The sequence below is a fragment of the Campylobacter sp. W0066.2 genome (genome assembly GCF_024723515.1).
Classification (GTDB): Bacteria; Campylobacterota; Campylobacteria; order Campylobacterales; family Campylobacteraceae; genus Campylobacter_D.
Window position 1 is genome coordinate 42,681 of sequence record NZ_JANQCV010000003.1, and the last position, 21,002, is coordinate 63,682.

A 21,002-nucleotide genomic window follows, 5' to 3' on the forward strand; every position below is an offset into this window, starting at 1 on the left:
GAAGAAGATGGCATTAGCAAGAAGAAATTTTCTTAAGCTTGCTGGTATTGCTGGTCTTGGAAGTGCGGCTTTTGGTAGTGAAAACAAAGCTATTAGAGCTGCAAGTGAACAAGAAGTAGCAAATCCTTATCCAGATTCTAAGATTGTTAGAACAATCTGTAGTATCTGTAGTGCAGGCTGTGGAATTAAAGCAGAAGTGCAAGATGGAGTTTGGGTGCGTCAAGAAAACGCTATAGAACATCCTATTTCTCAAGGATCACACTGCTGTAAAGGGATAGATCAAATCGATCTTACTAAATCAAAACAGCGTATTAAATATCCTATGAAAAAAGAAAATGGCAAATGGGTACGTTTAACTTGGGAACAAGCTATCAACGAAATTGGCGATAAAATGCTTGAAATCCGTAAGGAAAATGGACCTGATAGCGTTATGTTTTTAGGTTCGGCTAAATTTAATAACCAACAAGCTTATTATTTTAGAAAATTTGCAGCATTTTGGGGTACTAATAATATAGACCACGTTGCTAGAATTTGACACAGCGCAACAGTCGCCGGTGTGGCGAATACATGGGGTTATGGCGCTATGACAAATCATTTTGGTGATGTGACTAAACACTCAAAAATGATGATTATTTTTGGTGCAAATACTGCTGTAGCAAATCCTATTGGATTTAAACATTTATTGCAAGCAAAAGATCGTAATAATGCTAAATTAGTAGTTGTAGATCCTGTATTTACAAAAACTGCAGTGCATGCTGATGAATATGTGAGAATTCGTCCAGGTACAGATATAGCTTTAGTTTATGGTATGCTTCATTTAATCTTCAAAAACGGTTGGGAAGATAAAGAATTAATCAAAACTAGAACTTATGGGGTTGAAGAAATAAAAGCAGAGGCTGCTAAATGGACTCCTGAAGTTGTAGAAGATGTAACAGGTGTTCCGGCTGCTCAACTTGAAAAAATCACAAGAATGCTAGCTACAATCAAACCTGCTACGCTATTTTGGGCTTTAGGTATTACTCAACACTCAGTAGGTAGCTCTAATACAAGAATCCTAGCTATTTTGCAACTCGTTCTTGGTAATATAGGCAAACCAGGCGCAGGAACAAACATCATCAGAGGTCATGATAATGTTCAAGGTGCTACTGATATGGGTTGTTTGGCTGATACTTTACCAGCTTATTATGGACTTGATGATAATGCTTGGAATCATTTTTCTAATGTATGGAATGTTGAGAGAGAGTATTTAAATTCAAGATTTTATTCTAAAGAATGGATGCATGAAAAAGGCTTTTCACTAGCAAAATGGTGGCAAGGCGTTTTACATGAAGAAAAAACTTATTCAAACTCACCTATCCGTGTGCTTTGGGTACAAGGAACGGGTATTACTTCTATGGCACATACAGTAAAAATTCAAGAAGCACTTAAAAAACTTGATATGATTGTAATTGCTGAGCCTTTTGTAAATGAAGTAGCAGTTTTAGCAGATCGTCCAGATGGTATTTATATTATTCCTGCTTCAACCCAATTTGAAACAGAAGGCTATGTAACAGCGACTAACCGTGCTATGCAATGGCGTTCTCAAGTAGTAAAACCAATTTATGAAAGTAAAGAAGACCAAGAGATTATGTTTGCTTTTGCTAAAAAATTTGGTTTTTATAAAGAATACACTCGTGGCATGAAAATGGAATTAAAAGATCATAAACTTGTACAAACAAGAGATGACAATGATGATAATTTCATATGGCCTGATGATGCCACAAGAGAAATGAGTAATGGTCTTTTAAGTATAGGCTTAAGAGGTATTTCAGCTGAGCGTCTAAGAAAACACCAGCAAAATTGGGAACATTTTGATCCTGATACTCAAAGAGGTATTGGTGGTGAAGTTAAAGGCGAATATTATGGCTTACCTTGGCCTTGTTGGGATAAACAACACCCAGGCACTTCTATCATGTGGAACACAGACATTCCTTATGAAGAAGGTGGTATGGGCTTTAGAAATCGCTTTGGTTTAGAGCATGATGGGCATTCTCAATTAGCAGATGAAACTTTTACTCCAAAAGGATGTAAAGTTAAAGGTGGCTACCCACAAATTACTAAAGAAAATATCGAAAAAGTGTTTAATATCAAACTAAGCGATAGAGAAAAAGAATTAATGGGCGCTAGCTGGAGCACAGATATTTCAGGTATAATCTTAGAAAAATGTAGGGAAAAAAGCGCTTGTTGTTTAGGTAATGCAAGAGCTAGAATGAAAGTTTGGGAATTTGTTGATCCTATTCCACTACATAGAGAGCCTATTCACTCGCCTCGTTGGGATTTGGTTAAAAAATATCCTACTTGGGGTGATCAAGAGAAAAACTTTAGGGTTGAGAGTAAATTTATTAGCGAGCAACAAAAAACAGATTGGAGTAAAGAGTTTCCAACTATTATTTCAAGTATGCGTTTAGTAAATTTAAGCGGTGCGGGTATGCTTGAGAGAACTAGTAAATATCTTGCTGCAATCACACCTGAAATGTTTGCTAATGTGCACCCTGAACTTGCTTTAAAATATGGTATAAATGATGGTGATATGATGTGGATTCATTCACCACAAGGCACTAAGATTAAAGTAAAATGTGTGCATAATCATTCAGTTACACCAGATAGAATTTGCTTGCCTTATAACTTTGCAGGTATTATGCAAGGTGTGGATTTAAGTTATAATTATCCTGAAGGTACTAAACCTTATACTATAGGGGAAAGTTCTAACACGGTTACTAACTATGGTTTTGATATAAATACGCAAATTTCTGAGTTTAATGCAGGACTTTGCAGACTTGAGAGGGCTTAAGGGGTAAGTTATGGCTAGAATGAAATTTTATGTAGATAATAATCGCTGTATTTCTTGCTTTGCTTGTCAAGTAGCTTGTTCAAGTGCGCACGAAGTGCCAGTGGGGATTAATAGAAGAAAAGTAATCACTTTAAATGAAGGTATAGAAGGCAAAGAGTTTTCAACAACTCTTGCTTGCCAACACTGTACAGATGCTCCGTGTGAGCAAGTTTGTCCTGTAAAATGCTTTTATATTAGAGCTGATGGTATTGTTTTACATGATAAAAAAACTTGTATAGGTTGTGGGTATTGTCTTTATGCATGTCCTTTTGGTGCTCCACAATTTCCAAGAGATGGTGCTTTTGGTATTAAGGGTGAAATGGACAAATGTACTATGTGTGCAGGTGGTCCTGAGCCTACCAACTCTCATGAAGAAAGAGAGCTTTATGGACAAAATCGTATCGCAGAAGGCAAAGTGCCTATGTGTGCTGCGGTTTGTTCTACAAATGCACTTTTGGTTGGCGATGCAGCTGAAGTTAGTGCAATGTATAGAAAAAGAGTTTTACTCAAGGGTCAAAATTTAGGACTTGATGTAAAATAATTCAAAGGGTGTTTACAAGCACCCTTTTTTACTACTTATAATCCAAGGTTAATTCATGGAAGAGCTAATTTTACAAATTCAAAAAAATCTTGATGAAAATAATAAACTTACTTGTAAAAAAGCACTAGAACTTTTAAAACAATATTCTAAAGAAGATTTTCAAACTGCTATAAAAGAATTAGGCGTAAAAATTTCAGATTGTGAGTTAGGTCAATTTGGCAAGTTAAACAAAAATATAGCAAAAAGTGAAATTTTAGAAAAGTTAGAAACAAAATTAGATTCTAAGCGTCGTATATCATGTAAAGATACTTTAGAATGCGCTAAAAACTTTAATATGGCCGATATTAGAGCCACACTTAAAACCTATAAAATTGATGTTAAATACTGTGAACTTGATTGTTTTGAAGAAAAAAAAGGTAAAAAATTTCATATAAAAAGTAAAATTTGGATAGAAAATTCTGATGGAGAATTGCTTTTTGGTAAGGGTAAAACAGATATTTTAGAATTAGTAGGAGAATGTGGAAGTATTTCTCAAGCAGCTAAACAACTAGGGATTAATTATAAAAAAGCATGGCTTTATATACAAAATTTAGAAAAAAATATGAAAGAAGAATTACTCATTGCTAAAAAAGGAAGAGGAAGTGAATCAGGTAGCAAACTTACTCCAAGAGCTTATGAGTTAATTCAAAATTTTAAAATTTTACAACAAGATGTAGAAGAATACACCAATAAACGCTTTAAAGAATTATTTTTCAAGAAAAATCAAGAAAAAGATAAAACTTAATTTGAATACAAGTTATAACAATATATCATTAAATAAAAAAGGTAAAAGATGAAAATTGATTGTAGAGATTTAGCTTGCCCGCGTCCTGTGATAGAAACAAAAAAAGCTTTAGAAGAGTTAAAAGAAAATGAAAATTTAGAAATTCTTTTAAATTCTCAAGCTTCTAAAGAAAATGTAATGAGATTTTTAAAATCTTTAAATTTGGAATTTAATGTTAAAGATTTAGATGATGAGAGTATTATTAGCATTGTAAAAGATGGCAATATAGCTCAAACTCAAGAAAAAAATTTACAAGAATACAATGTGTTATTTTTAAAAAGCGATAGGGTAGGCGAGGGAGAACTTGGAAAAAATCTAATGCTAGGTTTTTTAAAAACCCTAAAAGATTTACCTAATAAACCTGCAAAAATCCTTTGTGTTAATGATAGTGTTTTGATGAATACTGATTGCTCTCATATGGCATTTGAAGCCATGAAAGAACTTGAAAATTTAGGAGTTGAAATTTATAGTTGTGGGGCATGTTTGGAATTTTTTGGCAAAAGCAAAGAGCTTAAAATAGGTAAAATAGGTAATGCTTATGAAATTTTAAATGAACTTTTTGGAAAGGCAAAGATTATCTCTTTATGATATATAAAGATCAAAAACTAACCCAATATGTAAAAGCTGCGGGTTGAGCTGCCAAATTAGACTCGGTGGGTCTTGACAAAATTCTTGGCATTTTACAACCGCATGAAAACATTTTAAGTGGTGTTAATAATAATGAAGATGCAAGTGTTTATAAGCTAAATGAAGATTTAGCTTTAGTGCAAACTCTTGATTTTATCACACCTGTGGTTGATAGTGCGTATCATTTTGGCGCTATAGCTGCTGCAAATGCCTTAAGTGATGTGTTTGCTATGGGTGCTGAAGTGATTAATGCTTTAAATATTGTAGGCTTTGATACTTGTCATTTTAATAATGAAATTTTACTTGAAGTGTTAGAAGGTGCTAGAGTTAAGGTTGAAGAAGCTGGTGCTGTGCTAGTAGGTGGACATACTATAGAAAGTGATGAATTTATTTTTGGGCTTAGTGTAACAGGTGTAGTTCATCCTAAGAAATTTATAGCTAATAATAGCGCAAAAGATGGTGATGTGATTTTACTTACTAAACCTATAGGTAGTGGTATTATTAGTACTGCTATCAAGGCCTGTTTGCTAGAAAAAGCAAAGATTTTAAAAGCAGTAGAACAAATGAGTTTTTTAAATCTTTATGCAAGTCGTATTTTAAAGAGCTTTAAAAGTCTTAGTGCTTTAAGTGATGTGACAGGCTTTGGTCTTTTAGGACATTTAAAAGAAATGCTAAATAAAGAGCTTATGATAGAAGTGTATAAAAATGAAATTCCTTTAATGGATGGAGTTTTGTCAATGGCTAATATGGGGATTATCCCAGCCGGAGCTTATAAAAATAAAGATAGTCTAAAAATTTGGGTTGATAATTTAAATGAAAAAGATGAGGATATAGTGTATTTTGATCCTCAAACTTCAGGTGGACTTTTAGCTAGTATGAGTGAAAATGAAGCAAATGAAGCTTTAAAAATTTTAAAGGATCACAATATAGAGGCAAAGATTATTGCTAGATGTGTAAGAAATACTCATAATTATTTATTATTACGCTAATATTTTATTTACAATCAAAAATATATGTTTATATTTGTTACTTTTTTACATAAAAAAATAAATTACAAATAAATATATGTTGATTTTCGTTGCAATTTTTGTATCATAAATACATATTAACTATTAAAGTGGAGGAAAAAATGATACAAAAAGCTTTGCAATTAGCTGAAGAATTACAAAGAAAGATAGAAAGTAATATCTCTCAAAGCGAAAAAGAATTTCATGCCAAAATGCAAAAACTTTTAAACAATCCTAAAAATAAAGTAATGTTAATTGAGCTTTTAGATCGATCTTTTAGATGTAAAGATAAAAGTGCTAGTTTTGAGCTTATAGAACATACTTTAAACAAATATGGTATAGCTGATTTTTTTAGTGCTTTTGAAAAATTTTTACTTTTTTCATTTTTAAATTTTGGAAAATTTGCACCAACTCTTAGTGTGCCGTTTTTCATTAAGCATTTAAGAGAAGATACTAAAGCTATGGTTTTAGATGCAAATCCTAGTGTTTTAGAGCCTCATATGCGTAAAAGAAAAGATGAAGATAAAATCACCTTAAATGTAAATTTAATCGGTGAAGAGGTTTTGGGTGAGGCTGAAAGTACTTATAGGATGAAAAAATATGAAGAAGCATTAAAAACAAACTATATTACTTATATTTCTATTAAAATTACTACCATTTTTTCCCAAATCAATATTATTGATTTTGAATACTCTAAAGATGAGGTGGTAAAAAGATTGGATAAATTATATGCTCTTGCTTTAGAAGAAGAAAAAAAGCAGGGTGTGTCTAAATTTATCAATCTTGATATGGAGGAATTTAGAGATTTAGAATTAACCGTTGAAGCTTTTATGGAGAGTGTTGCAAAATACGATATTAAAGCAGGTATTGTTTTGCAAGCTTATTTGCCTGATTCTTATGAGTATTTGAAAAAACTTTTTGCTTTTTCTAAAGAAAGAGTTTTAAAAGGTATGAAGCCTATAAAAATTCGCTTTGTTAAAGGAGCGAATATGGAAAGTGAAGAAACTATAGCTTCACAAAGAGGTTGGGCCCTGCCTACTTTTTATAAAAAAATTGACACCGATAGTAACTATAAAAAAATGCTTGATTTTGTCTTAGAGGGAGATAATCATAAATATATTAATGTAGGTATTGCAAGTCATAATTTATTTGAAATTGCGTATGCTTATACTAGAATTTCACAAGCTGGAGCTTTATCATCTTTCACTTTTGAAATGCTTGAGGGTATGAGTTTGCAATGCTCTTATGAGCTTTCTAAAATGCATGATCTTATACTTTATGCACCAGTTTGTGATGAAGCACATTTTAACAATGCTATTGCATACTTAGTAAGAAGACTTGATGAAAATACTAGTGAAGATAATTTCATGAGATATTTTTTCAATCTTAAAATTAATGATAAAAATTGGCAAATACAAAAAGAATTATTTATAAAATCCTTAGAAGGTGTTGCTAGTTTGGATAATTCTACTCATAGAACTCAAGATAGAAATAATGAAACAAAGGCTATTAGTTCTTATGAGAGTAAAGAATTTAAAAACGAACCTGACACAGATTTTATCTTAAAAGCAAATAGAGAATGGGCTAAGGGTATAAGAGCTAAATATGAAAATTTAGAAAATTATGATGTCTATCCAGTTGCAAAAGAAGAAATTCAAAACGAAAATTTACAAGTAATAGAAGTTAAAGATAAAATCAAAAATCGCACTATAGGTAAAGTACATTTAGCAGGCCAAGCAGAGATTAAATACGCTTTAGATGTAGCTAAGAACTCAAATTTTAGTGATTTAAGTCACGATGAAATTTATAAGATTTTAGCAAAAACTGCTCAACTTGTTAGAGATCGTAGAGGAGATTTAATAGGTATAGCAGCTTTAGAAGTAGGAAAGACTTTCTTAGAAATTGATCCTGAAGTTAGTGAGGCTATAGACTTTTTAGAATTTTACCCACATTCTTTAGAAAAATTAAAAGAGCAAAATCCTAATACTAATTTTAAAGCAAAAGGCATAGGCGTGGTAATTGCTCCATGGAATTTTCCAGTAGGTATTTCAGTAGGAACCATAGCAGCACCTTTGGCTGCAGGAAATAAAGTGATATATAAACCTTCATCTTTATCGATGTTAACAGGTTATATGCTTTGTAAATGTTTTTGGGATGCAGGAATTCCTAAAGATGCTTTGATTTTCTTACCTGCTAAAGGTAGTGATATATCAAAATACTTACTTGTTGATCAAAGTGTGAAATTTTCAGTATTAACCGGTGGGGAAGAAACTGCTTATGCAATGCTCAAAGCTAATCCAACCTTGCTTTTAAGTGCTGAAACAGGCGGTAAAAACGCAACTATTGTTTCTAAATTTGCTGATCGTGATAGTGCGATTAAAAATATCATTCATTCAGCTTTTTCAAATTCAGGTCAAAAATGCTCTGCTACTTCTTTATTAGTTTTAGAAGAAGAAGTTTATAATGATGAAGAATTCAAAAAGACTTTAGTAGATGCTGCTAGTTCTATGGCGGTTGGAAATCCATTTGTGTTTAAAAATAAACTTGGAGCTTTAGCAGATAAACCAGATGTGAAATTACAAAAAGCTTTAGATGAGCTAGCTCCGTATGAAAGTTGGGCTTTAAAACCTAAATTTGTAGATGATAATCCTTATCTTTTAACTCCAGGGATTAAGTATGGTACTAAAAAAGGTGATTTTACGCATATGAATGAGCTTTTTGCACCAATCTTAACTGTAATGAAAGCAAAAGATTTAAAAGAAGCTATTGATATAGTAAATTCAACAGGCTATGGACTTACAGCAGGATTTGAAAGTTTAGATGAGAGAGAATGGGAGTATTTTCACACTTACATAGAGGCAGGAAATATTTATATTAATAAACCAACAACAGGAGCTATAGTTCTTAGACAGCCTTTTGGTGGTATTAAAAAATCAGCCATTGGTTTTGGTAGAAAAGTTGGAATTTATAATTACATTACCCAATTTTTAGATATAGAGCAAAGTCAAGCTGATCAAAATGTTTTGGACAATGAATTAGTATCAAATTTAAATGCTTTAAGCTTAGATTTAAATGAAAAAGATAAAGCCGATTTTGAAGTCGTTAAAGCTATGGCAAGAAGCTATGCTTACCATGCAAAACATGAATTTGCAAGTGCGAAAGATTATGTCAATATAAGAGGTGAGGATAATCTTTTCTCTTATACAAAAGTTAAAAATATCGCTTATAGAGTGCATAAAGATGATAGTTTAAAAGATATTTTAGGAGTTATTTTAGCAGCTAGTGTATTAAATATTGATCTTGTTTTAAGCTATGATGAGCATGAAAAAATAGATCTTGTGCAAAAGATTAATCAAAAAATTAGTTCAAAAACTTTATTCCTTAAAGAAAGTAAAGAAAATTTCATTAGCAAAATAGCTGATTATGAGAGAATTCGTTATTTTGCTCCATTAGATGTTAATGATGAAATTTTCATAAAAGCAGCAAGTTGTGCAAAAATCATCGCTAATGCTAAGCCTTTAATAAATGGGCGTTTTGAGTTGCTTTTATATCATAATGAGAAAGCTTTAAGTATATCTTTCCATCGTTATGGAAATCTAGGCATTCGTGCTTTAAAATAATATAAAGGAGATAAAATGGAGGTTGTTCAAATTAATACTCAAATTGCGATAATGTTTGTCGCATATTCAGCATTAATGCTTTTTATCGGATTTTATTTTTATAAACAAAATAAAAATTCAGAGGACTATTTTTTAGGTGGTCGTTCTATGGGACCAGTGGTTTCAGCACTTAGTGCTGGAGCTTCTGATATGAGTGGTTGGCTTTTAATGGGTTTACCAGGAGCTTTATATGTAAGTGGTTTGGCTGAAAGTTATATTGCAATAGGTCTTAGTATAGGAGCGTTTTTAAACTGGACTTTTGTGGCAAAAAGACTTAGAATTTATACTAGTGTGATTGCAAATTCTATTACAATTCCAGATTATTTTGAAACAAGGTTTGATGATGATAAGCATATATTAAGAGTGGTTTGTGCTATTGTTATTTTAATTTTCTTTACTTTTTATGTTTCATCAGGGCTTGTAGGTGGAGCAAAACTTTTTGAAGCAACTTTTGGAATTCAATATGATTATGCTTTAACTACAGGAACTGTTATTATAGTTGCTTATACATTTTTAGGTGGATATAAGGCAGTTTGTTGGACGGATTTGATTCAAGGTTTATTAATGATGAGTGCTTTGATTGTTGTGCCTATAGTGATGATTTATCATTTAGGTGGCTTTAGTGAAGCTGTTAATATAGTCAAAGAAATTAAGCCAAATACTTTTTCTATGGGAGAAGGATTAAGCTTTTTAGGTATAGTTTCAGCGCTTTCATGGGGACTTGGATATTTTGGTCAGCCACATATTTTGGTGCGTTTTATGTCTATAAGATCAACTAAAAATATTCCAACTGCTACTTTTGTAGGAATTTCTTGGATGGTTATATCTTTAATAGGTGCTTGTTTGATAGGTATTTTAGGTATAGCTTATGTGAGTAAATTTGAGCTTAGTTTGCAAGATCCTGAAAAGATTTTTATCGTAATGTCACAATTACTTTTTAATCCTTGGATAGCAGGCATTTTACTTAGTGCTATTTTAGCAGCTATTATGAGTACAGCAAGTTCGCAATTACTTGTTTCAAGTTCAACTATAGCAGAAGATTTTTATAAAAGAATTTTTAATAAAGAAGCATCTAATAAAACAGTGATGACTTTGGGTAGATTTGGTGTTTTAGCAGTAGCTGTGATAGCTTTTATCATTTCTACTGATAAAAACTCAAGTGTATTAAGTATAGTAGCTTATGCTTGGGCGGGATTTGGAGCAAGTTTTGGTTCTGTAATGCTCTTTTCGTTATTTTGGTCAAAAATGACAAGATACGCTGCTATTGCAGGTATGATTACCGGTGCAGTTGTGGTTGTAGCATATAAAAATTTCTTAGCTGAGTGGCTTAATTTTCCTATATATGAAATCATTCCAGGATTTTTAGCTGCTTCTGTTGTGATTGTTTTAGTGAGCTTGGTTACAAAAGTGCGCCCAGGAACCAAAACAGCTTATGAAACAATGTTAAAACATCTTTAATATATTCAAAAGCCTTTAGGGCTTTTGAATTAAAAATCTAAGCGTTGGGTTATCTTGATTTATTTCTAGAATTTCAAAACCACGATTTTTAGCATCTTGAGGTATAGAATTGATACTTTGCGGACAGTCGCATAAAATTTCTAAAACTTCACCTGATTTTAGTTCTTTTAAGGCATCAATAGTAGCTATAGCAGGGTATGGACAAGCTTCACCTTCTAAATTTAAACTATAATGAATAATCATATTTTTCCTTTTTTATTTTGTTTGAAAAAGAATGATTGTTTAAACTTTAATATAAATAAAAATAAAATTGCAAATAAAGTTAAATTGATTATTAAGCCATTAAAATAACCAAATTCATTTAAAAGATGAATCTTTACTCCATCTGTTAAGAAATTTGGAAAATGATCGTAACTTAAAGCTAATATCATAGTGCCAATAATATTTGCAATACCTACTATAATAAAATGACTTTGTCCTTCACAAGCTCGATACATCCAGCCACACTCGCATCCTCCGGCAAAAACTATTCCAAAGCCAAATAAAAAAGCACCTAAAGTAATATTTGGTGATATTTCTATTATTTTGCTAGTGTGCCCTTGTAAGATAAAAGCAAAAGCTATTAAACAAGCTATAATCATACCTATTAAAGCACCTTTTATAGCATTGTCTCTACCAAATAAAAATAAATCTCTAAAGCAAGAAGTAAAGCAAATTTGAGCTCTAGATATGATAAAACCAAAAACAAAGCCAAATATTAACGCTAAAGGAAGAATACTTTCTTTGTTGTTAATATTTAAAGGTTGTTTTTGTAGTATAAATACAACATAAGTTATAAAAATTATAAACACACCAAATCCTATATAAAAATATATCTTTGCGGTTTTATTGTGTGTTTTTAATGGTCGGTTTTCTTTATAAACACGTTGTAATTTGGCTTTTGGTTTAAAAGGTGATAGATTGCAAACTTTAACAGCTAAATAAATCCCTAAAATCATAAATAAAGTAAAAACCCAAGTATGTAAAGAAAAATAAGGCAAGCCTGTAAAAAAATTTGCTAGGTTACATCCAAAGGCAAGTCTTGCACCAAAACCAGATAAAATTCCACCTATAATAGCTTGAAAAATTCGAATTTTGCTAGCAGGTAAGCGCCATTTGAATTTATTTGCTAAAAATGCAGCGCTTAAACACCCTATAAACATACCTATAAGCATGATACCATCAATTCTTGTTAAGGGAGTGCCACTTAAATTTTGCTTTTGATAATAAGAATAAGAGCTTAAGTCTATACCAAAAAATTCTAAAAACTCTCCACCCCAGCGTGTCATTTCGCCAGTGACTGCCCAAACACTACCAAAAATTCCAAAATAAATAGCACTTAAAATTCCAAGCATAATCATGCCTTTGGAATTATCCCAAAAATTTATAAAAAAAGATTGTTTGAAAGAATGCATTGTTGTATCCAAAAATTGTGATTGTCAAAACTTGACACTAAAATAAAAACTACTATTATAACTAAGAATTTTGATAATAAAATAAAACAAAACCACTTATAACTTTAAGTATTTAATTTTTGTTTTAATTAAAAATATTAAGATATAATATATTTTTTGGAAGGTTAGCTTATCTGGTGATGGCCACTGACTTCAAATCAGATGAAAGGGTAGTTGACTACTTTTTGGGGAGTTCGATTCTCTCACCTTCTCGCCAAATTTAAGTCAAAATGGAGTTTTTATGAGTAAAGCAGATATTGTCGTTGGTATCCAATGGGGTGATGAGGGTAAAGGTAAGATAGTTGATAAACTATGCGAAAATTATGATTATGTTTGCAGGAGTGCAGGCGGACATAATGCAGGTCACACTATATGGGTTGATGGTATAAGATATGCTTTACATTTAATGCCATCAGGTGTTTTGAATAAGCAATGTATTAATGTTATAGGAAATGGAGTTGTAGTTAATCCTGATGTATTAATTAGCGAAATGGCTCAATTTGAAAATTTAGAAGGAAGATTATTTATAAGTGATAGAGCTCATTTAAATTTAAATCATCATGCTTTGATTGATCAAGCACGAGAAAGACTTAAAGGCGATAAAGCTATAGGGACAACAGGCAAAGGCATAGGGCCAAGCTATGAAGATAAAATAAGTCGTAATGGACATAGAGTAGGGGAATTGCTAGAGCCTGAAAAACTTTGTGAAAATTTAATGAAAGATTTTGAACTTAAAAAAACTTATTTTGATGTTTTAGGTATTGCAATGCCTAGTTATGATGAAATTTTAAAAGATTTAAAACGCTTTAAAGAAGTGCTAGCACCATATATTACAGATACCACAAGAATGCTTTGGAAAGCTTTGGATGAGGATAAAAAAGTATTGTTAGAAGGTGCACAAGGATCAATGCTGGATATTGATCATGGAACTTATCCTTATGTTACTAGTTCAACAACTATTTCAGCTGGGGCTTTAAGTGGTTTGGGTTTAAATCCAAAAGAAATTGGAAAAGTTATAGGTATAGTAAAAGCTTATACAACAAGAGTGGGAAATGGAGCTTTTCCAAGTGAAGATTTAGGTGAAGATGGTGAAAAAATAGGACTTATTGGTAAAGAAATTGGTGTAAGTACAGGTAGAAAAAGAAGATGTGGTTGGTTTGATGCGGTTGCGGTAAGATATACTGCAAGATTAAATGGCTTAGATGCTTTATCATTGATGAAGCTTGATGTGTTGGATGGTTTTGAAAGTGTTAAAATTTGTAAAGCTTATGAGTATAAGGGGCAAGAAATAGACTATGTGCCTTGTGATTTAGAAAATGCTAAACCTATTTATGAAGTAATGGAAGGTTGGGATAAAGTTGCAGGGATTAGGGATTATGATTTATTGCCTGAAAATGCTAAAAAATACATTAAACGTTTAGAAGAATTAAGTGGTGTTAAAGTAGGTTATATCTCTACAAGCCCTGAAAGAGAAGATACTATCATTTTATGAAAAGCAAATATTCTTCTGTGATTAAGCTTAGAAAACAACAGCTTGATAAAGCAGAAGCAAATTTAACCAAAACAAGACAAAATCTTTTGCAGTGTGAAGAAGAGCTTAAAGAAGCCTCAAAAACTTGCGAAAGTTTAACTTTAGCCGATAAGGGCTCGATAGCTTTGTTAAGATCGTCTTTAAAATTGCAAGAAATTGCAAGAGAAGGCAAGCAAAGAATTAAACAAAAATTAGATTTAACCAAAAAAGAATTAGCGCATCATCAGCATTTATATAAAAAAGCTCATTTGGAATTTGAAAAAATCAAAGTTTTAGAAAATGAAGAATTAAAAAAGATTCAAAAAGCCTTACAAAAAGAAGAAGAAAAATTTATGGACGAACTTGCTATAACAAGGCATTTTAATAAGGATAAATAATGAAAAAAATAATATTTTTATTAATTTTTTTAAATTTTGTGAATGCGCAACAAAATTGTGAGCAATATTTTGAAGCAAGAAAAGAGCAAATGCAAGAGCAAATTAGAGAATATGATGAGGCAAGACAAAGTTTAGAAGCATATAGGGCATCTTTTGAAGCTTTACAAAAAGAAAAAATGCAAGCTTTGGTACAAAAAGAAGCTGATATTAATGCAAGTTTAGAACAAATCAAAAGCTTAAAAGAACAAAATGAACGTATATTGAAAGCAACTAGAGAAAATCTCCAAGCAATTAATGATAAAACTATGGGGCGTATTACAGAAATCTATGCAAAAATGAAAGATGTGGCTGTTGCAGGTATATTAAGTGAAATGGAACCTGATGAAGCTTCAAAAATTCTACTTTCGCTTGATCCTAGAAAAATTTCATCCATTATGGCAAAAATGGAACCTAAGAAAGCTTCAGATTTAACACTACTTTTGAAAAATTTAGATCAAAATGCAAGTTCGCAGTAAGTTTTAAGCAGTTTTTACCTTTTTTTTAGTATTATTTCAATAAAAATAAAAAGGTGAATAAATGCGTATCAAACCAGCTCACATACCTTATATAACAAATAAAATAATACTTGATTTAATGCATTCTTCTTTTGTTAAAATTAAAGATGATAGTCAAAAACTTTTAAAAATAGCAAAAGAGATTATAGAAATAGATGTTTTAAACGAGCGTAAGCTTGATGAAAAAGCAAAAGAGCTTTTAGAAAGCCAAGAAGATGAAATCGAGTTCATGCAAATAGATAGAAAAAGTATGTTTTGGATGATTAAGAAAAAATTGGCAAATGAGTTTAAATTTATGCTTGATAGTGAAGATAGATACAATAATCTTTCTCATAAAATTTTAGAAAATTTAGTAGAAGAGGATTTGATAAATTATAATGTATCAGAAAATCGTGTGAAAAATCTTATTTTCTCAAGTATTATGTCTTATTTAAAAGAGTATGAAAATTTAGAAGATTTGGTTTATGAAAAAATTTCAAATTATAAAAGAAAGCTTATCCCAGGTTCTGAAGAATATGAATTGGTGTTTGAAAAGCTTTACCAAGAAGAGCTTAGAAAAAAGGGACTTTTATGAAAGCATATATTTATATAGAAAATGATGTTTTTTTAAGTGCAAAGGCTTTTGGAGAAAGTGGAACTTTTTTTGGTGAGCTTGTTTTTAATACTTCTTTAACGGGCTATCAAGAGATTATTTCTGATCCTTCATATGCGGGTCAATTTGTGGTTTTTTCAATGCCAGAAATTGGTATAGTTGGCGTTAATGATGAAGATAATGAAAGCAAAGAAGTTTTTGCTAGCGGTATGATCATAAGAGAATTAAATGAAGAATATTCTAATTTTAGAGCCAATGATTCTTTAAGTGCTTATTTGAAAAACCATGGCAAAATAGGACTTTGTGAAATTGATACAAGATTTTTGGTTAAAATGATTAGAGATCAAGGAAATTTAAGAGCTATAATATCTACTGAAATTAAAGACAAAGAAGAGCTTAAGAAAATGCTTCTTTCTAGTGCTAAAATCGATGAGGTAAATTATGTAGCACAGGTTAGCACTAAAAGCTCTTATAAACATAGTAAAGGTGCTTGGAATCATAGCAACAAAACTTATGAGAATGTAAAAGCAAATGGTAAAAAAGTAGCTGTGATTGATTATGGTGTAAAAGAAAATATTTTAAATGAACTTGTGAGTGTAGGACTTGAAGTAGAGGTTTTTCCTTATAATACCAAGGCAAAAGATTTGATTGATTTATACCAAAAAGGTGCAATTCATGGGATATTTTTATCCAATGGACCAGGTGAGCCAAAAATTTTAAAAGATGAAATTGCAGAGATTAAAAAATTAGCGGAAGCAAAAATTCCTATGCTAGGTATTTGTTTAGGACATCAACTTTTAAGTAATGCATTTGGTTATGAAACTTATAAGATGAAATTTGGTCAACATGGAGCAAATCATCCAGTAATTAATCTTACAAATAACACAGTAGAAATCACAGCACAAAATCACAACTATAATGTTCCTGAAGAAATAACAGAGGTTGCAACAATTACTCATAGAAATTTATTTGGTGATAATGTAGAGGGTGTAAGATATAAAAATTATCCTATCATTTCAGTACAACACCATCCAGAAAGCTCATCAGGGCCGCATGAGAGCAAATATATTTTTAAAGAATTTTTAGAGCTTTTGTGAATTTAGATTTTATTGCTTTAGCGAGTATAGCTTTTCTTTCAAGCTTTGGACATTGCTATGGAATGTGCGGAGGCTTTGTTTTGGCTTATACTCAGCTTTCAAAGCAAATTAAACTCCCTTTTTCTCTTTTGATTTTCTCTTATCATTTATCTAGAATTTTTGCTTATGTTTGCTTAGGCGTATTTTTTGGAATTTTTGGAAATTTATTTTCTTTTAACGAATTTGCAAAAGGTGTAATGTTTTTTATTATTGGGCTTTTTATGATGATTTTAGCTTGTGCTTTAATTTTTAAAGGAAAATTTTTAGCTTTTTTTGAAAGATCTTTAATTTTTGACTGTATCATCAAAAAAAATATTTCCAAACTAATTCAAAATAAGTCTTTAAAAAGTACTCTTTTTTTAGGATTTTTAAATGGTTTTGTGCCATGTGGATTGGTGTATTTTTACATAGCCTTTGGTATGAGTGTACAAAATGTTTATCTAGCAGCATTGATTATGTTTATTTTTGGACTTTCAACCTTGCCCGCATTGATTTTTTTTGCTTATTTTTCTAAAACGTTAAATGAAAAATTTCAAAAAACAGCTAGTTTGATTTCTTATATTTTAATCTTTTTTTACGGTGTGTATTTTTCTTATACAGGTTTTATGCTTATGCGATAACATTATAATTTATTAATAAATAATAAATAATTTGACATAATTTAAGCTAAAAAAGATATTAAATATCATATAATATAAAGATTGTATAATTGCAGAAAAAAACTTAAGGAGAGGAAATGCACCCAGGAAATGCATTAAACTATGACTATACGGTTGCTAAATATTTTATGTTTGCTACCTTATTGTTTGGTGTTATTGGTATGGCTATTGGAACGCTTATTGCCTTTCAAATGGCTTATCCGGATTTAAACTATTTAGCCGGTGAGTATGGTACTTTTTCAAGACTTAGACCATTACACACTTCAGGTGTAATTTTTGGTTTTATGCTCTCAGGAATTTGGGCTACTTGGTATTATATTGGTCAGCGTGTGCTAAAAGTTAGTATGGCAGAATCAAGCTTTTTAATGTTTATTGGTAAATTACATTTTTGGCTTTATATGATCACTATGATTATAGCTGTTATTACTTTGTTTGCAGGTGTTAGTACTTCAAAAGAGTATGCTGAACTTGAATGGCCACTTGATATATTGGTAGTTTTAGTTTGGGTTTTATGGGGTGTAAGTATTTTTGGACTTATTGGAATTCGCCGTGAAAAAACTTTATATGTTTCACTTTGGTATTATATAGCTACTTTCTTAGGTATAGCAATGCTTTATCTATTTAATAATATGGCTGTACCAACATATTTTGTAAGTGGAATGGGTGATTGGTGGCATAGTGTTTCTATGTATGCAGGAACAAATGATGCGTTAGTTCAATGGTGGTATGGACACAATGCTGTTGCATTTGTATTCACTGTTGGTATTATTGCTCAAATTTATTATTTCTTGCCAAAAGAAAGCGGTCAGCCAATTTTCTCTTATAAATTGTCTTTATTTGCATTTTGGGGCTTAATGTTTGTTTATCTATGGGCAGGTGGACACCACTTGATTTATTCTACTGTACCTGATTGGATGCAAACTATGGGTTCAGTTTTTTCAATTGTGCTTATTTTACCTTCTTGGGGTTCAGCAATTAATATCTTACTTACTATGAAAGGTGAGTGGAGTCAATTAAGAGAAAGCCCATTAATCAAATTTATGATTTTAGCTTCAACTTTCTATATGTTCTCAACTTTGGAAGGTCCTATTCTTTCTATTAAATCAGTTAATGCATTAGCGCATTTTACAGATTGGATTCCAGGACATGTTCATGATGGTACTTTAGGTTGGGTTGGCTTTATGACCATGGCTGCACTTTATCACATGGTACCTAGAATGTTTAAAAGAGAGTTGTATAGCAAATCACTAATGGAAGCTCAATTTTGGATTCAAACCACAGGTATAGTATTGTACTTTAGTTCTATGTGGATAGCAGGTATTACTCAAGGTATGATGTGGAGAGCTACAGATGAGTATGGTAATTTACTTTATACTTTCATCGATACTGTTGAAGCTATTATTCCTTATTATTGGATTAGGGCTGTGGGTGGCTTGTTATACTTAGCAGGATTTTTCATGTTTGTTTATAATATTTACAAATCAATCGCAGTGGGTAGAGTACTTGATAAAGAACCAAAAAGTGCTTCACCTATGGCAGCATAAGGAGGAAAAATATGTTTAGTTGGTTAGAAAAAAATCCATTCTTTTTTGCTGTAGCGGTATTTATAGTGATTGCGTATGCGGGTATTGTAGAAGTTTTACCTGATTTTGCTCAAAATGCAAGACCAATTGAAGGTAAAAAGCCTTATACAGTTTTACAACTTGCAGGACGCCATGCTTATATTAAAGAAAGTTGTAATGCGTGTCATTCACAACTTATTCGTCCTTTTAAATCAGAAACAGATCGTTATGGTATGTATTCAGTTAGTGGTGAGTATGCTTATGATAGACCATTTTTATGGGGTTCAAAAAGAACCGGACCTGATTTATTGCGTATAGGTAATTTTAGAACTACAGATTGGCATGAAAATCATATGTGGGATCCAGTTTCAGTTGTTCCTGGTTCTATTATGCCAGCTTATAAACATATGTTTAGCAATAATGCAAATATAGAAACAGCTTATGCAGAAGCGCTAACTGTAAAAAAAGTTTTCAATGTGCCTTATGATGTTGAAAATGGTACAAAACTTGGTACTTGGGAAGAAGCTCAAGCAGAAGTTAAAGCAGAAGCTCAAGCTATAGTAGATCAAATGAAAAATCAAGATGTTAAAGATGCGTTTGCTAGAGGCGAAATTAGAGAGATTGTAGCTTTAATCGCGTATCTTAATAGCTTAAAATAGGAAAAACCATGGATTTAGAACTAATAAGAGAGCTACAAGCTTATGGTTTTTTTGCTCTTGTAGTGTTTTTAGTGGTAGTTTTATATTCTTATTGGTTTCATTTATATAGATCTGAAAAAACAGGTAGAAGAAACTATGAAAAATATGCTGATTTAGCATTGCATGATGAAATCAGCGATCGTGTTTTAGAGCAAAATAAAAGGAGTGCTTAATGCAATGGTTGAACTTACAAGATAATGTTAATTTATTATCTTTTATTGGAGCAATTCTTATCATCTTGATTACACTTGTTGTGGTAGGAAAATTATTTAAAAGTATGAAAGAAGAAAAAAGCCAAGGTGAGCTAAGCGAGCATAGTTGGGATGGTATAGGTGAATTTAAAAATCCTATACCACTTGGCTGGGCTGTTGTATTTTTCTTGGCTATAGTGTGGTGTATATGGTATTTTCTTTGGGGATATCCTTTAAATAGTTATTCTCAAATTGGTGAGTATAATAAAGAAGTACAAGCACATAATGAAAAATTTGCACAAAAATTTGCAAATTTAAGCGCACAAGATAAACAAGAAATGGGTAAAAATATTTTCTTGGTTCAATGTTCTTCTTGTCATGGAATTACAGGTGATGGTATTAATGGAAAAGCACAAAATCTTAACATTTGGGGTTCAGAAGAAGGACTTATAGAAGTAATTACTAAAGGTTCTAAGGGCATGAATTATCCTATGGGTGAGATGTTAAGCGCAGCAGATAATGGCATAGATGAAGCCGATATCCCTGCAATTGCAGCTTATGTTGCTTCTGAAATTTCAGCGATTAAAAAAACTGAAAATCCTCAGCTTGTGGCAAAAGGAAAAGAGCTTTTTGTAACTTGTGCAGTATGTCATGGAGAGGATGGAAAAGGAACTATTGATGGTCAGTTAGTAGCTCCGGATTTATCAAAATACGGTAGTGCTGAGTTTGTAGTAGATGTTTTAAATCGTGGTAAGGCAGGTAGCATAGGTGTAATGCCTCACTTTAACAATGGTTTATTAAACGAGCTTCAAAAAGAAGCAGTTAGTGAATATGCAATTTCTCTTTCAAGGGGTAAATAATGGAAAATTCAAATAGATGTGTATTTTCACTTTCAGGTGTTAGTGGAATGTTAATAGCAACTGTTTTATTATTATCGATTTTAGCTGGACTTACTGTTTGGGGTTTAAAAGCACAACAAGATGTAATGCAAAAACCTTATAAATTAGAAAAAGCAGAGCAAATTAAAATGTTTGACTCTAAAAGAGAAGAACATATCATCATAAAGGAATGATTATGGCAAAAGTTCTTGAATACTTAATCATAGTTGGCTTAGTTGTAGCAGCAGGAATTACTGCTTGGTCGGTTTTAACTGTAAATCATCTTTTTATAGGATGAAAAATACATTTAAGGGCGGTTTTTTAACCGCCATTTTTATTTGCTTTGC

Annotated in this window: 21 protein-coding genes and 1 tRNA gene; 20 read left to right on the plus strand and 2 right to left on the minus strand. The window is 31.5% G+C overall.

The window, feature by feature from the left end; translation table 11 throughout:
- Positions 1 to 7: 7 nt before the first annotated feature.
- The 7 genes from CAMP18498_RS01780 to putP all read left to right on the plus strand — a co-directional run bounded on the left by CAMP18498_RS01780 (position 8) and on the right by putP (position 10,984).
- Positions 8 to 2,830: a formate dehydrogenase subunit alpha gene (locus CAMP18498_RS01780; RefSeq protein ID WP_337197082.1), complete on the plus strand. Its 2,823-nt coding sequence runs from the start codon at positions 8 to 10 to the stop codon at positions 2,828 to 2,830.
- 10 nt (positions 2,831 to 2,840) lie between these two features.
- Positions 2,841 to 3,410: a formate dehydrogenase FDH3 subunit beta gene (fdh3B, locus tag CAMP18498_RS01785; RefSeq protein ID WP_039617607.1), complete on the plus strand. Its 570-nt coding sequence runs from the start codon at positions 2,841 to 2,843 to the stop codon at positions 3,408 to 3,410.
- A gap of 55 nt (positions 3,411 to 3,465) precedes the next feature.
- Complete coding sequence (locus CAMP18498_RS01790; protein ID WP_337197083.1) at positions 3,466 to 4,194, plus strand: winged helix-turn-helix domain-containing protein; 729 nt, start codon at positions 3,466 to 3,468, stop codon at positions 4,192 to 4,194.
- Between the two features lie 48 nt (positions 4,195 to 4,242).
- Complete coding sequence (gene yedF / locus CAMP18498_RS01795; RefSeq protein WP_337197085.1) at positions 4,243 to 4,821, plus strand: sulfurtransferase-like selenium metabolism protein YedF; 579 nt, start codon at positions 4,243 to 4,245, stop codon at positions 4,819 to 4,821.
- Positions 4,818 to 5,849 (plus strand): selenide, water dikinase SelD, encoded by a 1,032-nt coding sequence (gene selD, locus CAMP18498_RS01800; RefSeq protein WP_337197086.1) that lies wholly within the window; start codon positions 4,818 to 4,820, stop codon positions 5,847 to 5,849. The genes yedF (CAMP18498_RS01795) and selD overlap by 4 nt, the downstream gene beginning before the upstream one ends.
- A gap of 140 nt (positions 5,850 to 5,989) precedes the next feature.
- Positions 5,990 to 9,487, plus strand: a complete 3,498-nt coding sequence (locus tag CAMP18498_RS01805; RefSeq protein ID WP_337197087.1) for a bifunctional proline dehydrogenase/L-glutamate gamma-semialdehyde dehydrogenase — start codon at positions 5,990 to 5,992, stop codon at positions 9,485 to 9,487.
- Between the two features lie 15 nt (positions 9,488 to 9,502).
- The gene (putP, locus tag CAMP18498_RS01810; protein WP_337197089.1) at positions 9,503 to 10,984 is read left to right on the plus strand and encodes a sodium/proline symporter PutP; all 1,482 of its coding nucleotides are present in this window, start codon (positions 9,503 to 9,505) and stop codon (positions 10,982 to 10,984) included.
- A 15-nt stretch (positions 10,985 to 10,999) separates the two neighbouring features.
- Here putP and yedF (CAMP18498_RS01815) read toward each other — a convergent pair whose 3' ends face one another.
- Together yedF (CAMP18498_RS01815) and yedE are read right to left on the minus strand one after the other, a co-directional pair.
- Positions 11,000 to 11,227, minus strand: a complete 228-nt coding sequence (yedF, locus tag CAMP18498_RS01815; RefSeq protein WP_337197091.1) for a sulfurtransferase-like selenium metabolism protein YedF — start codon at positions 11,225 to 11,227, stop codon at positions 11,000 to 11,002.
- A complete protein-coding gene (gene yedE / locus CAMP18498_RS01820; protein ID WP_337197093.1) occupies positions 11,224 to 12,438 on the minus strand; it encodes a selenium metabolism membrane protein YedE/FdhT in 1,215 nt (404 codons plus the stop codon). Before yedE ends, yedF (CAMP18498_RS01815) begins: the two co-directional genes overlap by 4 nt.
- A gap of 158 nt (positions 12,439 to 12,596) precedes the next feature.
- Here yedE and CAMP18498_RS01825 point away from each other — a divergent pair.
- From CAMP18498_RS01825 to CAMP18498_RS01885, 13 genes are all read left to right on the plus strand, one after another.
- Positions 12,597 to 12,694, plus strand: a tRNA-Sec gene (locus CAMP18498_RS01825).
- Between the two features lie 24 nt (positions 12,695 to 12,718).
- Positions 12,719 to 13,969, plus strand: a complete 1,251-nt coding sequence (locus CAMP18498_RS01830) for an adenylosuccinate synthase (RefSeq protein ID WP_337197095.1) — start codon at positions 12,719 to 12,721, stop codon at positions 13,967 to 13,969.
- A complete protein-coding gene (locus tag CAMP18498_RS01835; protein ID WP_337197097.1) occupies positions 13,966 to 14,385 on the plus strand; it encodes a flagellar FliJ family protein in 420 nt (139 codons plus the stop codon). Before CAMP18498_RS01830 ends, CAMP18498_RS01835 begins: the two co-directional genes overlap by 4 nt.
- Complete coding sequence (locus tag CAMP18498_RS01840; RefSeq protein WP_412174992.1) at positions 14,385 to 14,900, plus strand: MotE family protein; 516 nt, start codon at positions 14,385 to 14,387, stop codon at positions 14,898 to 14,900. Before CAMP18498_RS01835 ends, CAMP18498_RS01840 begins: the two co-directional genes overlap by 1 nt.
- A 61-nt stretch (positions 14,901 to 14,961) precedes the next feature.
- The gene (locus CAMP18498_RS01845; RefSeq protein WP_337197098.1) at positions 14,962 to 15,513 is read left to right on the plus strand and encodes a DUF507 family protein; all 552 of its coding nucleotides are present in this window, start codon (positions 14,962 to 14,964) and stop codon (positions 15,511 to 15,513) included.
- Positions 15,510 to 16,628 carry a glutamine-hydrolyzing carbamoyl-phosphate synthase small subunit gene (gene carA / locus CAMP18498_RS01850; protein WP_337197100.1) on the plus strand — a complete coding sequence of 373 codons (1,119 nt, stop codon included), beginning with the start codon at positions 15,510 to 15,512 and terminating at the stop codon, positions 16,626 to 16,628. The genes CAMP18498_RS01845 and carA overlap by 4 nt, the downstream gene beginning before the upstream one ends.
- Complete coding sequence (locus CAMP18498_RS01855; RefSeq protein ID WP_337197102.1) at positions 16,625 to 17,287, plus strand: sulfite exporter TauE/SafE family protein; 663 nt, start codon at positions 16,625 to 16,627, stop codon at positions 17,285 to 17,287. The genes carA and CAMP18498_RS01855 overlap by 4 nt, the downstream gene beginning before the upstream one ends.
- 116 nt (positions 17,288 to 17,403) lie before the next feature.
- Positions 17,404 to 18,870: a cytochrome-c oxidase, cbb3-type subunit I gene (gene ccoN / locus CAMP18498_RS01860; RefSeq protein WP_337197104.1), complete on the plus strand. Its 1,467-nt coding sequence runs from the start codon at positions 17,404 to 17,406 to the stop codon at positions 18,868 to 18,870.
- Positions 18,871 to 18,881: 11 nt separating this feature from the next.
- Entirely contained in the window at positions 18,882 to 19,547 is a 666-nt protein-coding gene (gene ccoO / locus CAMP18498_RS01865) for a cytochrome-c oxidase, cbb3-type subunit II (RefSeq protein WP_087700416.1), read from the plus strand.
- An 8-nt stretch (positions 19,548 to 19,555) separates the two neighbouring features.
- Positions 19,556 to 19,759, plus strand: a complete 204-nt coding sequence (locus CAMP18498_RS01870; protein ID WP_039617636.1) for a cytochrome c oxidase, cbb3-type, CcoQ subunit — start codon at positions 19,556 to 19,558, stop codon at positions 19,757 to 19,759.
- Positions 19,759 to 20,637 (plus strand): cytochrome-c oxidase, cbb3-type subunit III, encoded by an 879-nt coding sequence (gene ccoP / locus CAMP18498_RS01875; protein ID WP_337197107.1) that lies wholly within the window; start codon positions 19,759 to 19,761, stop codon positions 20,635 to 20,637. Before CAMP18498_RS01870 ends, ccoP begins: the two co-directional genes overlap by 1 nt.
- Positions 20,637 to 20,849, plus strand: a complete 213-nt coding sequence (locus tag CAMP18498_RS01880; RefSeq protein WP_263674778.1) for a DUF4006 family protein — start codon at positions 20,637 to 20,639, stop codon at positions 20,847 to 20,849. Before ccoP ends, CAMP18498_RS01880 begins: the two co-directional genes overlap by 1 nt.
- 2 nt (positions 20,850 to 20,851) lie before the next feature.
- A complete protein-coding gene (locus CAMP18498_RS01885; RefSeq protein ID WP_148660746.1) occupies positions 20,852 to 20,953 on the plus strand; it encodes a hypothetical protein in 102 nt (33 codons plus the stop codon).
- Positions 20,954 to 21,002: the final 49 nt, after the last annotated feature.